General features: G+C 42.1%; 15 protein-coding genes and 1 riboswitch. Of the genes, 7 read left to right on the forward strand and 8 right to left on the reverse strand.

The window, feature by feature from the left end; all coding sequences use genetic code 11:
• Nucleotides 1-216: 216 nt before the first annotated feature.
• From AC623_RS21685 to AC623_RS02845, 3 genes are all read right to left on the reverse strand, one after another.
• The gene (locus AC623_RS21685) at nt 217-393 is read right to left on the reverse strand and encodes a hypothetical protein (protein ID WP_197090936.1); all 177 of its coding nucleotides are present in this window, start codon (nt 391-393) and stop codon (nt 217-219) included.
• 209 nt (nt 394-602) lie between these two features.
• Complete coding sequence (metH, locus tag AC623_RS02840) at nt 603-4,052, reverse strand: methionine synthase (protein ID WP_049660376.1); 3,450 nt, start codon at nt 4,050-4,052, stop codon at nt 603-605.
• Complete coding sequence (locus AC623_RS02845) at nt 4,030-5,895, reverse strand: bifunctional homocysteine S-methyltransferase/methylenetetrahydrofolate reductase (RefSeq protein WP_049660377.1); 1,866 nt, start codon at nt 5,893-5,895, stop codon at nt 4,030-4,032. The genes metH and AC623_RS02845 overlap by 23 nt, the downstream gene beginning before the upstream one ends.
• A gap of 88 nt (nt 5,896-5,983) precedes the next feature.
• Nucleotides 5,984-6,095, reverse strand: a riboswitch (SAM riboswitch).
• A 145-nt stretch (nt 6,096-6,240) separates the two neighbouring features.
• On the opposite strand from AC623_RS02845, the gene AC623_RS02850 reads away from it, so the two are divergent.
• Together AC623_RS02850 and AC623_RS02855 are read left to right on the forward strand one after the other, a co-directional pair.
• Nucleotides 6,241-7,143 carry an EamA family transporter gene (locus AC623_RS02850; protein WP_049660379.1) on the forward strand — a complete coding sequence of 301 codons (903 nt, stop codon included), beginning with the start codon at nt 6,241-6,243 and terminating at the stop codon, nt 7,141-7,143.
• A 77-nt stretch (nt 7,144-7,220) separates the two neighbouring features.
• Nucleotides 7,221-8,303 carry a nitric oxide synthase oxygenase gene (locus AC623_RS02855; protein ID WP_049660382.1) on the forward strand — a complete coding sequence of 361 codons (1,083 nt, stop codon included), beginning with the start codon at nt 7,221-7,223 and terminating at the stop codon, nt 8,301-8,303.
• Nucleotides 8,304-8,354: 51 nt separating this feature from the next.
• Here AC623_RS02855 and mreBH read toward each other — a convergent pair whose 3' ends face one another.
• Together mreBH and AC623_RS02865 are read right to left on the reverse strand one after the other, a co-directional pair.
• The gene (gene mreBH, locus AC623_RS02860; RefSeq protein WP_049660384.1) at nt 8,355-9,362 is read right to left on the reverse strand and encodes a rod-share determining protein MreBH; all 1,008 of its coding nucleotides are present in this window, start codon (nt 9,360-9,362) and stop codon (nt 8,355-8,357) included.
• A 264-nt stretch (nt 9,363-9,626) separates the two neighbouring features.
• Complete coding sequence (locus AC623_RS02865) at nt 9,627-10,136, reverse strand: acyl-CoA thioesterase (protein WP_049660385.1); 510 nt, start codon at nt 10,134-10,136, stop codon at nt 9,627-9,629.
• Nucleotides 10,137-10,322: 186 nt separating this feature from the next.
• On the opposite strand from AC623_RS02865, the gene argF reads away from it, so the two are divergent.
• Together argF and AC623_RS02875 are read left to right on the forward strand one after the other, a co-directional pair.
• Nucleotides 10,323-11,276 carry an ornithine carbamoyltransferase gene (gene argF, locus AC623_RS02870; RefSeq protein ID WP_231603344.1) on the forward strand — a complete coding sequence of 318 codons (954 nt, stop codon included), beginning with the start codon at nt 10,323-10,325 and terminating at the stop codon, nt 11,274-11,276.
• 274 nt (nt 11,277-11,550) lie between these two features.
• Nucleotides 11,551-12,456: a LysR family transcriptional regulator gene (locus tag AC623_RS02875; protein WP_049660388.1), complete on the forward strand. Its 906-nt coding sequence runs from the start codon at nt 11,551-11,553 to the stop codon at nt 12,454-12,456.
• Nucleotides 12,457-12,601: 145 nt separating this feature from the next.
• Here AC623_RS02875 and AC623_RS02880 read toward each other — a convergent pair whose 3' ends face one another.
• Together AC623_RS02880 and AC623_RS02885 are read right to left on the reverse strand one after the other, a co-directional pair.
• On the reverse strand, nt 12,602-13,840 hold the full coding sequence (locus tag AC623_RS02880) for an aminopeptidase (protein ID WP_049660389.1): 1,239 nt from the start codon (nt 13,838-13,840) through the stop codon (nt 12,602-12,604).
• Nucleotides 13,841-14,026: 186 nt separating this feature from the next.
• Nucleotides 14,027-14,476: an RrF2 family transcriptional regulator gene (locus tag AC623_RS02885; protein ID WP_049660391.1), complete on the reverse strand. Its 450-nt coding sequence runs from the start codon at nt 14,474-14,476 to the stop codon at nt 14,027-14,029.
• Between the two features lie 176 nt (nt 14,477-14,652).
• Here AC623_RS02885 and hmpA point away from each other — a divergent pair, with 176 nt between their 5' ends.
• Nucleotides 14,653-15,852, forward strand: coding sequence for an NO-inducible flavohemoprotein (hmpA, locus tag AC623_RS02890; RefSeq protein WP_049660393.1), 1,200 nt, complete (start codon nt 14,653-14,655; stop codon nt 15,850-15,852).
• A 139-nt stretch (nt 15,853-15,991) separates the two neighbouring features.
• Here hmpA and AC623_RS02895 read toward each other — a convergent pair whose 3' ends face one another.
• On the reverse strand, nt 15,992-18,007 hold the full coding sequence (locus AC623_RS02895; RefSeq protein ID WP_049660396.1) for a bifunctional diguanylate cyclase/phosphodiesterase: 2,016 nt from the start codon (nt 18,005-18,007) through the stop codon (nt 15,992-15,994).
• Nucleotides 18,008-18,244: 237 nt separating this feature from the next.
• Between AC623_RS02895 and motA the strand changes: the two genes are divergently transcribed.
• The gene (gene motA, locus AC623_RS02900) at nt 18,245-19,036 is read left to right on the forward strand and encodes a flagellar motor stator protein MotA (protein ID WP_049660398.1); all 792 of its coding nucleotides are present in this window, start codon (nt 18,245-18,247) and stop codon (nt 19,034-19,036) included.
• Entirely contained in the window at nt 19,029-19,802 is a 774-nt protein-coding gene (gene motB, locus AC623_RS02905) for a flagellar motor protein MotB (protein ID WP_049660400.1), read from the forward strand. Before motA ends, motB begins: the two co-directional genes overlap by 8 nt.
• Nucleotides 19,803-19,804: the final 2 nt, after the last annotated feature.

A 19,804-nucleotide genomic window follows, 5' to 3' on the forward strand; every position in this document is an offset into this window, starting at 1 on the left:
AAATACAAAAGAACATTTAATTTAAGGATTTAATATTAAAAGCACAGGTTAGACAGCTGGTGAATGTTTAGGGTGAAACAGTGTAGTGACGCGCCATAAAAATTCCATACTGGAATCATGGTAAGAAGGAGATGAAAGCCAGTCGTTTATCTAATAGATAAACGACTAGTGTTTTTAAAGAAGTGGCTCGATCAATAAATGCGAGTCCGCAGGCAGCTACAAGTTATTATGCTGCTGGCCAATTTCCTTGCGGCCGATCAGTTCGTTGGCGACTTCAAGGTTTGCATGTGCATCAACAGATTCGCCAGGCAAGTATTCGCTTGCGTCTGTATGAAGAGTCATTTCAGGCTTAGCTGGAACAAGCGATGGGCTCTTCGCTTCTTTTTTCTTCATATGATCATCTCCTTTACTCTTAATGTGGCTTAGAGGAAGTGGGTTATACAAAATAAATTAGCAGTCATAAGCCAAAGAGAAAAAGGATGATACAAATAGCAAGGTGGTAAATAAAGCCGCTTAAGTGATAAAGAAAGCGCCGCAAAAGTGGGGGAATCAACTTACAGAAAAAGACAGCCTCTATTCGGAGAGCTGTCTTATCTTTTATATTAATCGACGTTAAAGTATCTGGCATCAGGGTGAGCAAAGACGATAGCAGAAACGGATGCTTCTGGTTCCATCATGCACCCTTCTGTTAGGCGGACGCCGATCTCCTCAGGTTGAAGAAGTTTAAAGAGTTTTGTTTGGTCATCCAAGTTTGGACAAGCCGGATAACCGAAGGAGAAGCGCTGGCCTTGATACTTGGCAGCGAAGCGTTCTTTCATCGTAAAGTCGACTGAATCCGGGAAGCCCCATTGGTCGCGCATTTCTTGGTGAATCCGTTCAGCAAATCCTTCCGCGAGCTCTAAAGCGGTTGCTTGAAGAGCGTGGCTTTGGAGAAACTCGCCTTTTTCCTTTAATTCTACAGACTGTTCACGAACGCCAAATCCAGCACTGACCACGAAGAATCCAACATAATCCATTTCGCCGCTGTCCACGGACTTTAGATAATCAGCAAGACAAAGGAACGGTTCTTTTTGCTGACGAGGGAATGTAAAACGTTCAATTTCTGTTTTGCTGTCAGCCGGATCGTAAATAATCACATCGTCTCCATCAGACTGGGCAGGGAAGAACTGATAGACGCTTGCGGTTCTTAAACGGCCGGATTGCAGGAAGCCGTCAACTGTTTCTTTTAAAGCAACGGCTCGCTCGTCTCGTTCAGCAAGTAGTTTTTCCACTTTCCCTTTTAACCCGAGGTGATGGCCAATTAGTGTTTGCATATTGACATAAGGCTCTAAGTGAGCAACAGGGTAATCACGCTGAGTGCGTTTCTGCAAGTCGCGTGGTACGAGGACAGGAACATCCTGGCGAACCGTTTTCTTTGGTCTTTCGAGCACGGCGACAGAAGTCGTTGATTTCATCGTCTCCCGATAAGCTTCTACTTCTTTACGTTTTTCCTGCTTCTCTTTCAATTCATTTAAGAGCTCCGTTTTTTCTTCGGCATCTTGCAGGCGGCCAGCAATAGCCAACCCGTCCATGGCGTCTTTTGCATATAAAACCGGACCTTCATATTCCGGAGAAATTTTAGTTTCCGTAAAGCGGCGGGAAAGAGCAGCACCGCCGACTAAAATTGGCAAATCAATGTTTGCAGCCTTCATGTCTTGGGCTGTGATCACCATTTGCTGAGCTGATTTAACGAGTAATCCTGAAAGTCCGACCATGTCAGGATTTTCTCTTTTAATAGCTTCAATTAATTCAGCCGGTGTTACCTTAATGCCTAAATCGACTACTTTGAAACCATTGTTGCTTAAAATAATGTCGACAAGGTTTTTCCCGATATCGTGAACGTCGCCTTTTACCGTCGCAAGGACAACTTTTCCTTTGCCGTTGTCGTTTTCTTTTTTCTCCATGTAAGGTTCTAAAAAGGCAACAGCAGCTTTCATGACTTCGGCGCTCTGCAGCACTTCGGCAACGATAAGCTGATTGTCATTGAACAGCCGGCCGACTTCCGCCATGCCTTCCATTAACGGACCGTTAATAATATCAAGCGGCGTATCGAACATTGTTAGTGCTTGTTCCAAATCCGGAATTAAGCCTTCTTTTGTTCCTTCCACGACATAGTAGCTAAGCCGTCCTTCAACTGTTTTTGGAATATCTTCTTCTTTCTTTTCTTTCTTTTTGTCGCGGTAAAAATCAGTAAATACGGCTAGTGTTTCATCGTTCGTTTCAAATAAAAGCTTCTCTGCCATCGTAATTTCTTCTTTTGGAATAGAAGCAAAGCGTTCTAGTTTTTCCGTGTTAACGATCGCATAGTCAAGCCCGGCCTGCGTACAGTGATATAAATAAACGGCATTCAGCACTTCACGGCCGACAGGAGGGAGGCCGAATGATACATTACTTACACCAAGGACGGTTAATGACCTTGGCATTTTTTCTTTAATCAACCGGATGCCTTCCACTGTTTCTTCAGCTGAGCCGATATACTGCTCATCTCCAGTGCCGACAGGGAAAACGAGTGGGTCAAAAATGATATCTTCAGGTGGGAGGCCCCATTTGTTGACGAGCAAGTCGTAGGAACGTTCTGCTACTTCTAGCTTTCGTTCGCGGGTAACCGCCATGCCTGTTTCATCAATCGTACCAACGACAACAGCTGCACCGTATTTTTTGACGAGTGGAAGCACAGCATCAAAGCGTTCTTCGCCATCTTCTAAGTTAATGGAGTTAATAATCGCTTTCCCTTGAGAGTACTTCAATGCTTTTTCAAGGACTTTTTCATCAGTCGAGTCAATAACGAGCGGCACTTTCACTTTTTTTACAACTTCCTGCATAAACGCTTCCATGTCCTCAAGCTCATCACGATCAGGGTTGGCAAGACAAATATCAATAACGTGAGCGCCGCCTTTTACTTGGGCACGAGCGATCTCCGCTGCCTCTTCGTATTTGCCTTCGATGATGAGACGCTTGAATTTACGTGAGCCGATTACATTTGTCCGTTCTCCAATAAATAATGGTCTCATGGAATCATCGTAATGGAGTGGTTCAATTCCGGAAACGACGTGATCATGAGGGTGCTCCGGGCGTTTGCGTGGCGGGATATTTTCAATAGCCGCTCTCATCGCACGAATATGATCCGGTGTCGTTCCGCAGCAGCCGCCGACAATATTTAGCCAGCCTTTTTCAGCAAAGCCTTTAATTTTTGCTGCTAAAGAATCCGGTGATTCATGATAACAGCCGTTTTCATCTGGGAGACCTGCGTTAGGATAGCAGCTGACGAAGCTTTTGGATAAGGCAGAAAGCGAACGGATATGATCCGTCATGAATTCAGGTCCCGTTGCACAGTTTAAGCCGACTGATAATGGATTGATGTGTTCAATAGAGATATAAAATGCCTCAATATTTTGCCCGGCGAGTGTTGTACCCATCGGCTCAATCGTTCCAGAAATCATAACAGGGAGCTTTTTTCCGGTAGCTTCAAAAGCACGCTCAATACCCAGGATGCCTGCTTTGACGTTCAACATGTCCTGGCTTGTTTCCATTAAAATAACATCGCAGCCCCCGTCAATTAGCGCCGTTGCCTGAAGTTCAAAGTTTTGGCTTAATGTATCAAAATCAATGCCGCCTGTTACGGATAATGTTTTAGTTGTTGGGCCAATGGCGCCCGCTACAAAGCGAGGGTGATCAGGTGTAGAAAATTCATCGGCACACTTACGGGCAATTTCGGCTGCCCGTTTGTTAATCTCGTAAGCCTGGTCACCGAGGCTATATTCATTTAATACGAGAGGGGTGCCGCCAAATGAATTCGTTTCAATAATATCGGTACCTGCTGCCAAGTAGTCGCGGTGAACTTTTTCAATCACATGAGGAGCGGTAAGGTTTAAGTATTCATTACAACCGTCGTATTCTTCACCGCCGAAATCTTCCTCTGTTAAGTTGGCTTGCTGGAGCATCGTGCCCATTGCGCCGTCTAAGAAAAGAATACGTTTTTCGAGTTCCTGTTCAATTGAATATTGTTTGGACATGAGCGATCCCTCTTTCATTCGTTTTTCCATCTAATTCTTCGATGTAATGGATCAATTCAATGGACATTTCATAGCGCATAAATGGCGTAATAATATAGATACCGTTAAACAGCTTGGCTGCTGTATCGATTAATTCTTTTGCAATGGCGAGCCCTTCAAGTGCTGCCGCTTCTTTATCATTCTCATGTGCCTTCATTCTGGCAAGTGTTTCTTCCGACAGCTTAATGCCAGGGACCTCATGATGAAGGAATTCAGCGTTGCGCGAGCTTGTTAGTGGCATAATGCCAAGGAAGATTGGAGTCGGTAAATGCTTCGTCGCTTCGTATACTTCGACGATTTTTTCTTTTGTAAAAATCGGCTGTGTAATAAAGTAATCAGCCCCACATTCAATTTTCTTCTCTAGGCGCTTCACAGCCCGATCGAGTACGCGCACATTTGGATTGAAGGCGGCTGCAACGGAAAAGTTTGCTTTTTGTTTTAACGGCTTGCCTGAAAAAGAAATTCCCTCGTTTAGCTGTTTGATTAATTGGATAAGCTCCATGCTCGAAACATCATATACAGAAGTGGCCCCTGGGAAGTCGCCAACTTTCGTCGGGTCCCCTGTAATGGCAAGTACATCATGAAGTCCAAGAGCATGTAACCCCATTAGATGAGATTGTAAGCCAATCAAGTTCCGATCTCGGCATGTAATGTGGACAAGCGGGCGGATCTGATGCTGCATTTTGAGTAGAGAGCCCATTGCCAAATTGCTGACGCGCGGGGAGGCAAGGGAGTTATCGGCCATTGTGATAGCCGCCATCCCTGTTTGTTGCAGAGCCTTAGCCCCCTTAATATAAGTAGCCGTATCTAAATGTTTCGGCGTATCAAGTTCAACGATAATGGTCCGTTCTTTCTTTACCTGCTCATGGAGCGGCGGTACCACTAGCGGGGCCGGCTCTTTAATAATAATCGGTTTTTTAGCAACTACTTTTTTCTCTGTAATCGGTGCAAGGCCAGCGAGTGCTTTTTTGGCTGCCTCAATGTGCTTAGGCGTTGTGCCGCAGCAGCCACCGATGAGACGGACACCTTCGTTGCGCAAATGCACCGCTGCCTGGCCAAAATAATCAGCTTCCGATTCGTAGACAATACGCCCGTCTTCAACATCAAGAAGGCTGGCATTCGGGTACGCTGACAAAAAGGCTTTTTCAGGCAATGTCACTTCTTCAAAGGCTTGAATAGTATGATAGGGGCCGAGTCGGCAGTTCACACCGACAACATTGGCACCGAGTGCTTCAAGCTGTTTGAAAGCATGATTTAGTGAAAGGCCATTTTGCAGAATACCCGGCTCGTGCATTGATACTTGGGAAATGATAGGCAAGTCTGTCATTTGGCGGAGCAGCTGTAAAACGGTCGTTAATTCTTCAAAGTCATAATAGGTTTCAAGGAGGAACCCATCAGGCTCTTCTAATAAGATGGCTTCTGCCTGCTGTTGAAAGGACGCTTTAATATCCGCGAGGGAAACGCTGCTTTTGCGGATGCCGCGCATGCCGCCGATCGTTCCGAGTACAAATCGCTGATCAGGCGCTGCGGCTTTTTTGGCAATGCGCACGGCTGCTTTGTTCAATTCTTCTACACGATCTTCCATTCCATACCTTGTCAGTTTCAAAGCATTGGCACTGTACGTGTTTGTTTGAATAACATCTGCACCTGCTTTTATATATTCACGATGAATTTTCTCAATAATCTCGGGTTTTTCTATATTGAGCTCCTCATAGCAAAAGTCAATCCCATAGGAATAGAGGAGAGTACCCATTGCCCCGTCAGCTATTAGTACTTCGTTTTGCAGCCTTTCTAATAACGTCATATTTTCCGTCCTTTCCGAATCGCTATTCTTATCATAAGAAAAAGCCTTCTTACAATTAAGAAGGCTTTACATTGTGAATGTTTAATCCTTCTTATCTCTCAAACTGACAAAGCAGTTTGCTGGATTTAGCACCTAGGCCCGCTAGCGGCTGGTTGCTGAAGCTTCACAGGGCCAGTCCCCTCAGCTTCTCTTGATAAGAATAAATATATATAGATTTAGTAAGATAATTGAACATATCATATCTCTTTAAGTGGGATTAGTCAATAGAAAATTTAGAATATTTGAGAGGGATTGTCGAACAGAAGACAGCGAGCTATACTTTTAACAGATAAAGGAGGAATCAGGTTGAATCAGCTTCGTTATTCGTTATTTATTTTAGCAGGGGCATGCAGCTATGGTTTTCAAGCTTCAGTCGTCAAGCTGGCAACCAATGCAGGTTATCAGGCCGGCCAGATGACAGGTTCACAATATGTCTTTGGACTTCTGCTAATGCTGATCCCTTTCATTATAACAAAACGTAGTAGGCTGCAGTTTAAGCAAATCGCATCATTGCTTGGGCTTGGTGTGCTGCTTAGCTTAACGGGTGTTTTTTATGCGACAAGCATCCAGGAGCTGTCAGCTTCTATTGCCATCGTCCTGCTCTTTCAATTTACTTGGATGGGAATTCTCATTGAATCGATTTATTTAAGAGCGTTTCCGTCAGCTGTAAAGATTGTTTCGGCTGTTGTTTTATGGGCTGGCACGTTTCTAGCTGCTGGAATATCTTCAGAGGGAATTAACTTGTTAAGCGATCCAAAGGGGCTTATTTCCGGACTTTTAGCTGCTTTGATGTTTGCTTTATTTATTTTCTTCAGCGGAAAAACAGGAACAGAAGTACCGGCTATTCAGAAAAGCTTTATCATTTCTCTTGGCGGCTTATTGACCGCTTTATTGTTCGTATCACCGGCTTTTATTGTAGATGGGACGATGACAGGCGGTTTATGGAAATACGGGCTGCTTGTTGGACTGCTAGGTGTCCTTGTACCCGTTATCCTTTTCGCTCTCGGTACCCCGCACGTTGATTCCGGGGTGGCTACTATTCTCGGGGCAGCAGAACTGCCAGCCGCTATGATTGGTGCCATGCTAGTCGTTGGCGAGCACTTGACCGCTGAACAAGTTTCTGGGATTATGATTATCTTAATTGGCATTGCCATACCGCAGTGGCCGCGAGGTGGAAGGATAAAACCGAAGCATTTGTACAGCAGTTAGTTCTAGAAGTCGTCACAAAGCAGAAAGCAGAAAAATGCTATACTGTGGGTAAATACTACTTACAGGACGGTAAATAAATGAATACACAATTGTGGAAGCAAGCGAAGGAATTTATTACAGTTTGTTATCAGGAATTGAGTAAACCGAGCGAAGAAATGAAAGCCCGTCTTCACGAAATAAGAGAGCAAATTGAAACAACGGGCACGTACACGCAAACGTATGAAGAACTTAGCCATGGGGCAAAAATGGCATGGCGCAATAGCAACCGTTGTATTGGGCGATTATTTTGGCAAATGCTTCATGTATTTGATGAAAGAAAAGCCGAAACTGAAAAAGAGGTATTTGAAGCTTTAAGCCGTCACGTTGAGTTTGCGTCGAATGAAGGGAAAATCCGCCCAACTATTACTATCTTTCGTCCATCCAAAGAGGGACAAGAGGACATTCGTATTTGGAATCATCAATTGATTCGGTATGCTGGCTATAAAACAGAAGAAGGAATAAAGGGTGATCCGGCTTCCATTGACTTAACGGCTAGGTGTCAAAAGCTTGGCTGGAGAGGAGAGGGGACGGATTTTGATCTATTGCCTTGGGTTGTGCAAATAGGCAATCGTCCACCTGAGCTGCAAGAATTGAATAAAGAGCTAGTGAAGGAAATTTCCATTGTTCATCCAGAATATGATTGGTTTGCCGAGCTGCAATTAAAATGGTATGCCGTTCCTATTATTTCTGATATGAAGCTGGAAATAGGAGGAATTGAGTATAAAGCAGCTCCATTCAACGGTTGGTATATGGGAACAGAAGTTGGAGCCCGTAACTTGGCAGATGATTTTCGTTACAACCAGCTTCCTGTTATTGCGGAGCGAATGGAACTAGATATGAGCAGAGCTTCATCTATGTGGAAAGACCGAGCGCTCGTTGAATTAAATATAGCTGTTCTTCACTCATTTAAGAATGCAGGAGTGAGTATCGTCGATCATCACACAGCCGCTCAGCAATTTAGAACATTTGAGCAAAACGAAGAGCGAGAAGGAAGAGCCATAACAGGGGATTGGACGTGGTTAATTCCGCCGGTATCCCCAGCGGCTGTCCATGTTTTCCATAAAGAATATAATAATTCTATCAAAACACCTAACTATTTTTATCAGGAAACGATTTACTAACAAAAAAGCAGCCGAAAAGGCTGCTTTTTCTGTTTCTTGTATTGATTATTTTCAGCTCGTTACTTTTTGTAAGCTTTTCATCACGTGGAGTGAACGTCCGGTACCGATGGCCACAGACTCTAATGGATTTGGTGCCAGGTGAACAGGAACGATAATTTCCTGGCTGAGCCATTCTTGCATGCCATTCAACAAGGAACCGCCACCGCTGATTACCACTCCTCTATCCACGATATCACCGCTTAATTCAGGAGGGGAATTTTCAAGAGTCACGCGAATCGTTTCTAAGATCGCAAGCAAAGATTCTTTAATGGCTTTTTGGATTTCATAAGAGCTTACTTCAATGGTTTTCGGTAAGCCGGTCACAAGATCGCGTCCGCGTACATCCATTAAACGCTCTTCATGATCAACTAAAGCATAGCCAATCTCCATTTTTACTTTTTCTGCTGTCCGCTCTCCGATAAGGAGGTTATATTGCTTGCGGATATATTGAATAATATCCTCATCTAATTTATCGCCGCCAATGCGAATAGAGTTGCAAGAAACGACTCCTCCGTAAGAGATAATCGCAACTTCCGTTGTGCCGCCGCCAATATCAACGATTAAGTTGGCAATAGGCTCTTCTACAGGCAAATCAGCTCCGATAGCAGCGGCAACAGGCTCTTCAATGAGATGAACAGTCTTCGCGCCGCTGCTCTTTACTGCATCCTGGATCGCTCTTTTTTCGACAGAAGTGGCACCGGAAGGAGTACACACGACTACATTTGGCTTACGAATATTAAAACCTAATACTTTTCCAGCTTTTTTCATTAACCCTTTAAGCATTTCAGAGGTAATATCAAAGTCGGCGATGACGCCGTCCTTCATTGGACGTGTAGCAATAATCCGCCCAGGGGTTTTTCCGATCATATTTTTAGCATCTGTGCCAATAGCAAGCACTTTTCTTGTTTCTGTGTCGATCGCTACTACAGATGGTTCATTGACGATAATACCTTTATCCTTACTGTAAACAAGCAAGTTGGCTGTACCTAAATCTATTCCAATTTCAGTTTGTCCAAACATGATTCATTCCTCCAAATGGCAATCCTCTTAGGTTTCTTCCATAAGTATAAGGATGAACAAATCATACTGTATATGGGACAAAATATGGAAAGATGAATGTTACAAACTAGCTTCTATTATTACAGTGTTTTTCCGTTCTTCCAATAACTATTAATCAGATTTTAAAGGAAGGGAGCAGATCGGATTGTTAACAAATCTTAATCTTTGTAAACTAAAAAACCGCTAAAATTCAGCGGTTTTCACAGTTTATTCCATCCTATCCGTCTATTTTCCCGGTCTAGAGAAAAACTCAACGAGTTCTTTGCTATATTTTTTACGGGCTTTCCGATGATTGGCTCGGTTGACGGCCGTTTCATTTAACCATTTCTCATCCTCTGTTTCGGGGATCACTTCTGGAATAGCAGTTGGTCGTCCTGACTCGTCTAAAGCGACGAAGGTTAAAAAAGAAATAGCGGCGACTTCTTTTTCACCTGTCATTAAGTTTTCCGATAAAACTTTCACAAATACTTCCATACTTGTTGTCCCTGTATAAGTGACCATCGCTTCAAGCGTAACTGCATCCCCAACACCGATCGGCTTCAGGAAATCAACGGAGTCGGTAGAAGCAGTAACAACTGGCTTTCTAGCTAGTTTCGTTGCTGAAATGGAAGCTATATCATCTATATAAGCCATTAGTTTACCACCGAACAAAGTGCCGTGATGATTTGTGTCAGGAGGGAGGACATAACTTGTTTTAATAGACAAAGTGTCTTTCATTGGTCTCTTTTCTCTCATATACAGCACCTCACTAATTACTTCAGTATACGTAGTATACCCTATGTAAACAAAATTCTGTTGTTTTCTTAAAAAATAGAAGAATTCAGAAATTAATGTTGTATTTTAATTAGTTTTAATGTATAAATATTAATAAGATCATTAACAGGGAATGAAATTCTAAAATTGGTGTACGAGGTGAACAGAATGATAGCAACGGATATGCAAAACATTGAAGCGTTAAAGGGAAAAGATTTACTAAAGCTTGCGGATTATACTCCAGAATTAATCGAAACACTTATTTACCTAGCGGACGACATGAAAAAAAATAAAGAACACTATTCTGAGGCTCTGAAAGGACAACTGCTCGGAATGATTTTTGAAAAACATTCTACACGGACACGCGTTTCTTTTGAAGCAGCTATGATTCAACTTGGAGGCCATGGCATGTTCTTAAGCTCGAATGACATGCAAATTGGGCGTGGGGAAACAATTGAAGATACAGGAAAAGTGTTATCCGGTTACTTAGATGGAATCATGATTCGTACACATAGCCATTCAAGGATTGAAGCGCTGGCAGAAGCGGCCAATATTCCAGTTATTAATGGCTTAACGGATTTATACCATCCGTGCCAGGCGCTGGCTGACCTTTTAACGGTTTACGAAGTAAAAGGGCAATTTAAAGGGGTAAAAATGGTTTATGTTGGGGATGGGAATAATGTTGCCCATTCATTGATGATCGGTTCATTAATGGTAGGAATGGACTTTACATTGGCCGCACCAGCAGGCTATGAGGCGGCACCGCAAATAGTGGAGATTGCCAAGGGAATCAGTGAACAAACAGGAGCCAAATTGGAGTTTGTTGAAGATCCACAGGAAGCGGTAAAAGGAGCAGACTTTATTTATACAGACGTATGGACGAGTATGGGACAGGAAGAAGAAGCAGAAGCGCGTTTGAAAGCATTTGCTCCTTATCAAGTAAATGAACAGCTTCTGTCTTTGGCTAACCCTGATTGCAAATTTATGCATTGTCTGCCAGCGCATCGTGGAGAAGAAGTCTCAGCTGGAGTTATGGACGGAGAAGCATCTGTTGTCTTCCAGCAGGCTGAAAACCGCATGCACGCGCAGAAGGCCGTTCTTTATAGCGCAATGAAAAAATAAAGAAACGATCTTTTATTAGTTCGTTTAAGAGTGCGGTCGAAGTATATTTTAATATCCAGTTTGATTGGAATCGCTTGTCTTTCGAGGCACGAAGCCTGGTAAAGAGCGGAACGATCATAAGGGTCATGAGCACCGCAGCCGGACGCGTAACCAAGAAAGCGCACGTTTGCCAACATCCTGAAACGGACTTTTATTAGTCCGTTTTTTTCTGTTTGTAAAAAGATATCGTGGTAAAATAAGAAGTATACAAAATGGCTGAAAAGGTGGGGACAGAATGGAGCTTCGGCAAATTAAATATTTTATGGAAGTGGCAAAAGAGGAACATGTTACGGAAGCAGCTTATCGTCTGCACGTGGCTCAGTCAGCGGTCAGCCGGCAAATTGCCAAGTTAGAAGACGAGCTCGGCGTTGAATTATTTGTACGCGAAGGCCGGAATGTCAAACTCACTTTTGCTGGGAAAATATTTTTGCAGCATATGGAATCAGCCATGAATGAAATCGATCGGGCTGTTGGAGCAATCAATAGCTATTTGAACCCTGAAACAGGAAAAATCCGACTCGGTTTTCCGACCTCTTTAGCTACGAAAACATTGCCGCGTGTTATTTCCGCTTTTCGCAGTCAATATTCAGATATCGGTTTTGATTTTCATCAAGGATCGAATAAGGAATTGCGCGAACTAGTAGAGAGGGGAGAAATTGATTTTGCTTTTGTTTCCCCTGTACCAGAAAGTACACCGGATATTTCAACTCAAGTCTTTTTCTCGGAAAGCATGAGAGTACTTCTTCCTAGCCATCACAGATTAGCTAAAAAAGAAAGTATTAATTTGCGAGAATTGATGCATGATCAATTTGTTTTATTTCGAACTGGTTACGATATGAGAAAGCTGGTCATCGAAGCGTGCCGTCAGGCGAATTTTGAACCTCAAGTCGGTTTTGAAAGCGAAGATGTCTACACGATTAAGGGACTAATAGAAGCTGGGCTCGGAGTTAGCCTCCTTCCAGAAACGTTGTTAATTGAACAAACACCGCCTGGAACAGTCAGCTTACCCGTTGGTATACCACAAGTAACGAGAACTGTTGGCGTCATCGCAACCAAAGTACGCACTTTACCGCCTTCAGAAAAATTATTTTATGATTTTCTCATTGATTACTATAATCGTTTAAATCAATTTAGCCTTTAAATTTTAGGCGGGTTTCTAGTTTTAGCTTTGAATGCGGCAACGGTGGAGTGTGCACAAAGCCTACGAATTGTCCCCGGGTGACCTAATCGATTGAATAACGTTAAAAGCTGTTTCCGTCCTAACGCGGAAACAGCTTTTTCTATCGTTAAATGCCTTCTGCCCAATTTCCGTTACGGAAAATAGGTTCATTTTCTCCATTTTCTTTAATGCCGTCGATTTCCATTTCTGCAGATCCGATCATGAAGTCAACATGGGTAATGCTCGTGTTCAGCCCGTGCTGTTCAAGCTCTTCCTGAGACATCGACTTACCACCTTCAATACAGAATGCATAAGCGCTGCCGATAGCTAAATGGTTAGAAGCGTTTTCATCGAATAGTGTGTTGTAAAACAAGATGTTTGATTCTGAAATAGGTGAATGGTGAGGCACGAGAGCAATTTCACCGAGGTAATGAGAGCCTTCATCTGTCTCAACCAATTTCTTTAACACATCTTCGCCTTCTTTTGCCTCGACATTTGTAATTCGGCCATTTTCAAAGGTAACTTTGAAATCATTGATAATATTTCCTCCGTAGCTTAATGGCTTTGTACTGGATACATAGCCGTTCACGCCGGTTTTGTGTGGAACGGTGAAGACTTCTTCTGTTGGCATATTGGCCATAAATTCATGACCTTTCTCGTTAATACTGCCTGCCCCGACCCAAAGGTGGCCTTCAGGAAGCTCAATCGTTAAATCTGTTCCTGGAGCTTTGTAGTGTAACTTTTTGTACCGTTTATTGTTTAAGTAATCTACTTTCTTATGCAATTCTGCGTCATGATTTTTCCACTCTTGGACAGGGTTCTCTTTATCGGCCCGTACAGCTTTAAAAATCGCTTCCCATAAGGCAGGGATTTGTTCTTCTGCTGGGAGATCAGAAAACACTTTTGCGGCCCAAGCTTGTGATGGAGCAGCAATGACGGTCCAGCTAACCTTATCTGACTGGATATATTGGCGGTATTTTCTCATTGCTTGACCAGCTGCTTTTTGGAAGTCGGCAATACGTTCAGGATTGACCCCTTTTAGCAAGTCAGGGCTAGAAGAAACGATCGACATAAAAGCGGCACCTTCTTCTGCCAGCTGTTCAAGCATTTGAACACGCCATTTTGGAAACTCCTTGAATGCTTCATCAGGAGCCAAGTCATACTTTAGGCGTGACACCGTATCATCATCCCAATTTACTTGCACATGCTTTGCGCCGGCTTCGTATGCTTTTTTTACAATCAATCGAACAAGCTCAGCAGAGTCAATAGAGGTATTAATGACAAGGGTTTGGCCTTTTTGAATGTTGACACCCACTTTTACTGCTAACTCGGCGTACTTTTCCAATGTTTGCTGAAAGTTTGACATATGTACTCTCCTTTTTTAAACAGATTAGTGAATATATTCTATTGTAACAAGAATAGAGGAAGAGACAAAATTTTATACAGGGAAAAGGGTTGTTTTATGAGAAACTGTACAAATTTTCTGTTAAGAGGCATCCTTTCACATTTGTGCCATGTAAATGCGGGAAAGGTATAAAAAACCCGAAGATTACTATCTATCTTCGGGTTTTTTAAATAACAACTGTCTCATCGCATCAGGGTTTACGGCCAAATCCTTTAACGTGTATTGGTCCAATACAGCAAGATACGCTTGCAAGGCCTGAAAGAGAACGTGTTTTAAACCGCAAATCGATGTAATAGCACAACGGTTGGCGCTTGGATCAAAACATTCAACTAAATGAAAGTCTTCCTCTGTTTGCCGAACGACTTGGCCAATGTTAATATCTTCTGGCGAAAGGGCAAGGCGGATACCGCCGCCCCGTCCGCGAATCGTTTCAATGAGTCCAAATTTGCCGAGCTCATGAATCACTTTCATTAAGTGGTTCTTTGAAATTTGATAAGAATCAGCAATTTCTTTTATATTGGAAAGCTCATCCTGTGGTTTAGAAGCTAAATAGAGCAATACACGCAGCGAATAATCAGTGTAGAGAGTTAATTTCATATTTTTCACCACTATCATTTGATACATCTATTATATAGGTGTCAATTCAAGGAATCAAAGAATGTGAACGTTTTATTACACTCCTTAAAAAGTATTGCTTCGGGAAGAAAAAAGGATTATAAATAAGATGTATTCAAAATACATCTTTAAACAAACCACTAATTGGAGGGCTTATGATGCTATCCCAAAAAACCATTGATATTGTAAAATCAACTGCACCTGTACTTGAACAAAGAGGAAAAGACATTACCACACATTTTTATAAAAGTATGTTTGAAGCTCATCCAGAACTTTTGGATATCTTTAACCATGCTAATCAGGAAAAAGGCCGTCAGCAAACAGCTCTAGCGAACACAGTGTATGCGGCAGCGAAATATATTGATCAGTTAGAAGTATTAATTCCAGCGGTGACACAAATTGCTCATAAACACCGCAGCTTGGCGATTAAGCCGGAACATTATCCAATAGTTGGAGAATATTTATTAAAAGCAATCAAAGAAGTACTAGGTGATGCGGCAACAGATGATATTATTAATGCATGGGCAGAAGCATATGGAGCGATTGCCCAAGTGTTTATTGATACAGAAGCAAACATGTACAAAGAAGCAAGCGAACAGCCAGGTGGATGGCTAGACTTTAAAGAGTTTGAAGTTGCTGATAAAGTAGGAGAAAGTTCACTTATTACTTCCTTCTATTTGAAGCCGAAAGATGGCGTGCAGCTGCCTGATTTTCAACCGGGACAATACATTACTGTGAAATTTGATATTCCTGGTGAAAAAAACATCGTCAACCGCCAATACAGCCTATCTGCTGCTCCTAACAGCGAGTATTATCGTATCTCTGTTAAGCGGGAAGCAGATAACCAGCCGGAAGGGAAAGCCTCCAATTACTTGCATGACCATGTGAACAAAGGTGACGTTATTGAGGTGAGTGCACCTGCTGGAGATTTCTACCTTGATGTGGACAGTGCTGCACCGGTTACTTTGATCAGCGGTGGCGTAGGTATTACACCAACGATGAGCATGCTTGAAACACTTGCAGTCAAAAATAGTAAACGAGAAGTTGTCTTTATCCACGCTGCTCGCAATGAAGAAGCACATGCTTTTAAAGAACACACTAAACAATTAGTAAGCGAATTAGAAAATGCCCGTTCCTTCGTCGCTTACGGCGAGAAAAAGAATCAAGAGACTATTTGTGACGTTGAAGGGCACATCAGTGCAGAGTTTTTAAAAGAAATTGTTCCTGCAAACAGTGTCTGCTATATCTGTGGTCCAATTCCATTCATGGGCGCTGTGATCGGACATTTAAAAGAAAATGGCATTCCAGAAGGGCAAATTAAGTTCGAATTCTTCGGACCAGCTGTTCAACTTTCATAAAAATAAACTAAAAAACCGGACATCGTCCGGGTTTTTAGTTTATTAGCACAAAGCAGCTAAACCTATGATCTAATAGAAAAGACACAGCATCCGGGTTAGGCTCCACGTGCTGTGTCTTTTTTATTTTCCCTGTTTATCTTTATCCAACACGAAATGCTTGAAGAAATTCGCTTAACTCATGAGCTTGCAGCGGCTTGCTAATAAAATAACCCTGAATTTCATCACAATTCAACGAAACGAGAGTATGCAGCTGTTCCTCTGTTTCCACACCCTCTGCTACAATATGCAGTCTAAATAACTTTCCTAAATTTATAATCATCTGAACAAGTGCACGGCCTTCAGGCGACGTATTGATATCGTCAATGAACGATTTATCAATTTTCAGGGCGTGAATCGGCAGCTTTTTCAAATAAGTCAGCGAGGATACGCCCGTTCCGAAATCGTCAAGAGCAATCGAAATACGGTCTTCTTTAAGACGTTCAATGACACTTACGGCAGCATCCAGGTTTTCCATAATAGACGTTTCGGTGATCTCCAATTCCAAGTGCTTGCTGTCTAAATCGTATTTCTTCAGTGTGTCCGTTACAGTCTGATGGAGGACGTTAGATAGAAACATTGGAGCAGAAATATTAACAGCTATCTTTTCAAGTGGATGGTTACAATTTCTCCACTCTTTCATCTGCCGACAGGCCTCATTCAAAATCCATTCCGTTAATTCGGTGATAAAGCCGTTTTTCTCAGCAATTGGAATAAAAACGGCAGGAGACACAAAGCCAAATAATGGACTGTTCCATCGAACAAGTACTTCAGCACTGATGATCCTTTTTTCTTTCACATTGTATTTAGGCTGATAGCACAGGTAAAATTCATTGTTTTGTAGAGCTTCCCTAAAACTCATCGCGATCTGGCGCTCTTTTTCATTATCGTGGATGGCAGGGTTGTATCTAACAATTTGATTTTTACCATTTGATTTTGCAAAATATAAAGCCTTCTCCGCAGCAGCATTTAGTTGTTCAAATGTACCGCCGTGAGCCGGAGCGAAAGAGATGCCAGCGGAAACGGTTACTGTGACGGGATGCTTCTGAATAGTAAATGGATCAGATAGCCTTTTCAGCAAATTCATTGCTTTTTCGATCGCTTCCTGCTCCGTGTATTTTTCAACAAAGAGGATCGTAAATTTATTGCCTTCCACTCGGCTCAGCAGTCCATCTGTAGGAACGAGTAATTCAAGACGATGAGAGAAAGCTTTCATCAATAAATTGCCGTTCATAAACCCAAATGTTTCATTAATCCACATAAAGTTATCAATATCCAGCATGATGAGTACAATTGTTTTTTGTTCCTCAGCTAAATATGAATCAGCCGTCACTTGAAGCTTTCGGCGATTTGGCAAATCTGTCAGGTCATCATAATAAGCAAGCCGCATGGCGGTTTGTTGATCAAAAACAGAAACAGTAAGAAAAAAGATAAATAGCAGACCAACCATAAAGAAAATCAAAAGAATAAGCGATAGCGGCTGATCAAATTGTTCGTTATTAAAAGCAAAGCTGTTCGGAACACAAAAGTTGGCTGCTTTCATACCGGTGTAATGCATGCTGGCGATGCCAAGCCCCATAACGATGCTGGACATCAATTTGTAGGAGAGCTTCTTCTTTTTATTAAACTCATAAAAAATATAAAGAGCTACATATGAAACAACTGCTGCTATCATAATAGATGACAGTACTAGAGAGGGGCTGTAGGAAATGCTCGCTGTCACCTCCATTGCTTTCATCCCTAAATAATGCATGGCTACAATAGCTAGACCGATAAGAATTCCAGAAACACCAATCGTCAAGGGCTTCATTTGTCTTTTATGAAGAGTATAGAAGCCGATAGCTGAAGCTGCTATTGCCGGAATAATCGATAATAGAACGATTCCTACTTTATAATCGACCGCAATTGGCAGAGAAAAAGCAAGCATGCCAATGAAATGAACAGACCAGACCGTCAACCCCATAGAAAAGGAAGCGAGAAGTATCCAGGTTTTTCTTTTTGAGCTTTTTGAGGAGGTGATCCGGTCGTGCAAATTTAACGTAACGAACGATCCGAAAATGCCAATGATGAGAGAGAGAAGAACGATGTCTCCTTGATAAAACTCTGATAAAGTTTTCATTATATAGACCGTCTTTCTTTATTTTTGGCGTGTTATATAAAAAAGTACCTTTCTTGTCGAAAAAATGGGAGAAACCATTTATATATTCGACAAGAAAACACGATATATTTATAGTATCGACTCTCTTTTTCTTTTATGAAGTCTTTTTAACTGCAAAATACTTATAAAAATGAATACAAAAAAATTTTTTTTAACCGATATTAGATATACAAAAATAAAAATATAGGGTGAATGAGAATGGATAAAAGTACAATCATAGGAATTATTCTAGGTATTGTAGCTATTGGGGTAGGGATGGTATTTAAAGGGGTAAGTCCTGCGGTGATAATTAACCCGGCAGCACTTTTAATTATCTTGCTTGGAACTGTGGCTACTATTGTGATCGGCTTTCCATCAAGTGAGCTAAAAAGAATACCTAAGCTTTTCGGCATCATTTTTAAAGAAAAACAAATGATGTCTCCACAAGAGGTGATTGGTCAATTTACAAGCTGGGCTGAGCTTGCTAGAAAAGAAGGATTACTTGCGCTTGAAGCAAAAATAAACGATGTAAATGAGCCTTTCTTAAAAAACGGATTAAGCCTTGCCGTGGACGGACAGAACGCCGATTACATTCGTGATGTAATGAATGAGGAACTTTCGGCTATGGAAGAACGTCATAATGCCGGGGCAAGCATTTTTCTTCAAGCGGGAACCTATGCGCCGACGCTCGGAGTACTTGGAGCGGTTATCGGCTTGATTGCAGCTCTTGGCAACATGAATGACACTGAAACACTTGGCCACGCCATTTCAGCGGCGTTCGTGGCAACATTGTTAGGGATTTTCACTGGTTATGTGCTGTGGCATCCATTTGCAAATAAATTAAAGCGGAAATCCAAACAAGAAATAAAAGTGAAAGAAATGATGATTGAAGGGGTCCTTTCTATTTTAGAGGGGGAAGCTCCACGTGTGCTGGAGCAAAAATTGTCTTCTTATTTACCGGCAGAGGAAAAGAAGAAGTTAATGGAGGAAAGCGGGGAGAAAAATGAGTAAGCGGAAGAAACATGAAGAGCATGAGCACATGGATGAATCATGGCTTCTTCCTTACGCTGACTTGTTGACTCTGCTGCTTGCTTTATTTATTGTACTGTTTGCGATGAGTTCGGTTGATGCGAAGAAATTCCAGCTTGTGTCTCAAGCATTCAATAGCGCTTTTCAAGGCGGGACGGGTGTGATGGATTATCCTGAAATATCCCCGCCTGAAACAACTTCTGAAAATAATGCCCGCAACAAAGCGATATCAGGCTTAAAAGAACAGGACAAAAAAGAATTGTCGCAAATGAAAGTGAAAATTGATCAATATATTTCGCAGAACAATTTGCAGAACAAAGTAGAGACCGTATTAAGCGGAGAGGGATTGCTGCTGCGTATTCGAGACAATGTTTTATTTAATTCGGGAGTGGCTGAAATCCGAGAAGAAGATAAGAAAGCAGCACAAGAGATTTCACGTTTACTAGAAATGGATTTGCCTCGTATGGTCATTATTAGCGGTCATACAGACAACATTCCTATTAAAACGGCGGAATATGAATCAAACTGGGAGCTGAGCGCCATGAGAGCGGTCAACTTCATGAAAGTCATATTAGAAAATAACAAACTCGACCCCCGTCTGTTTAGTGCGAAAGGGTACGGGGAATATCAACCAATTGCTTCGAATGCAACAGAAGCAGGCCGGGCAAAGAATCGCCGGGTAGAAATATTAGTATTACCGCAGGGAGAAAGAGAAAACGGTCAGCAGGCTCCGGCTTCTGCAAACTGAAC

This window comes from Bacillus sp. FJAT-27231, assembly GCF_001183975.1.
In the GTDB taxonomy this organism is placed as follows: domain Bacteria; phylum Bacillota; class Bacilli; order Bacillales; family Domibacillaceae; genus Pseudobacillus; species Pseudobacillus wudalianchiensis.

Excerpts from the sequence above, each read along its gene's own strand:
- hmpA (WP_049660393.1), top strand. The coding sequence starts at position 14,653 with ATGCTATCCCAAAAAACCATTGATATTGTAAAATCAACTGCACCTGTA.
- AC623_RS02855 (WP_049660382.1), top strand. The coding sequence starts at position 7,221 with ATGAATACACAATTGTGGAAGCAAGCGAAGGAATTTATTACAGTTTGT.
- motB (WP_049660400.1), top strand. The coding sequence starts at position 19,029 with ATGAGTAAGCGGAAGAAACATGAAGAGCATGAGCACATGGATGAATCA.
- mreBH (WP_049660384.1), bottom strand. The coding sequence starts at position 9,362 with ATGTTTGGACAAACTGAAATTGGAATAGATTTAGGTACAGCCAACTTG.
- argF (WP_231603344.1), top strand. The coding sequence starts at position 10,323 with ATGATAGCAACGGATATGCAAAACATTGAAGCGTTAAAGGGAAAAGAT.
- metH (WP_049660376.1), bottom strand. The coding sequence starts at position 4,052 with ATGTCCAAACAATATTCAATTGAACAGGAACTCGAAAAACGTATTCTT.
- AC623_RS02885 (WP_049660391.1), bottom strand. The coding sequence starts at position 14,476 with ATGAAATTAACTCTCTACACTGATTATTCGCTGCGTGTATTGCTCTAT.
- AC623_RS21685 (WP_197090936.1), bottom strand. The coding sequence starts at position 393 with ATGAAGAAAAAAGAAGCGAAGAGCCCATCGCTTGTTCCAGCTAAGCCT.
- AC623_RS02845 (WP_049660377.1), bottom strand. The coding sequence starts at position 5,895 with ATGACGTTATTAGAAAGGCTGCAAAACGAAGTACTAATAGCTGACGGG.
- AC623_RS02895 (WP_049660396.1), bottom strand. The coding sequence starts at position 18,007 with ATGAAAACTTTATCAGAGTTTTATCAAGGAGACATCGTTCTTCTCTCT.
- AC623_RS02875 (WP_049660388.1), top strand. The coding sequence starts at position 11,551 with ATGGAGCTTCGGCAAATTAAATATTTTATGGAAGTGGCAAAAGAGGAA.
- AC623_RS02880 (WP_049660389.1), bottom strand. The coding sequence starts at position 13,840 with ATGTCAAACTTTCAGCAAACATTGGAAAAGTACGCCGAGTTAGCAGTA.
- AC623_RS02865 (WP_049660385.1), bottom strand. The coding sequence starts at position 10,136 with ATGAGAGAAAAGAGACCAATGAAAGACACTTTGTCTATTAAAACAAGT.
- motA (WP_049660398.1), top strand. The coding sequence starts at position 18,245 with ATGGATAAAAGTACAATCATAGGAATTATTCTAGGTATTGTAGCTATT.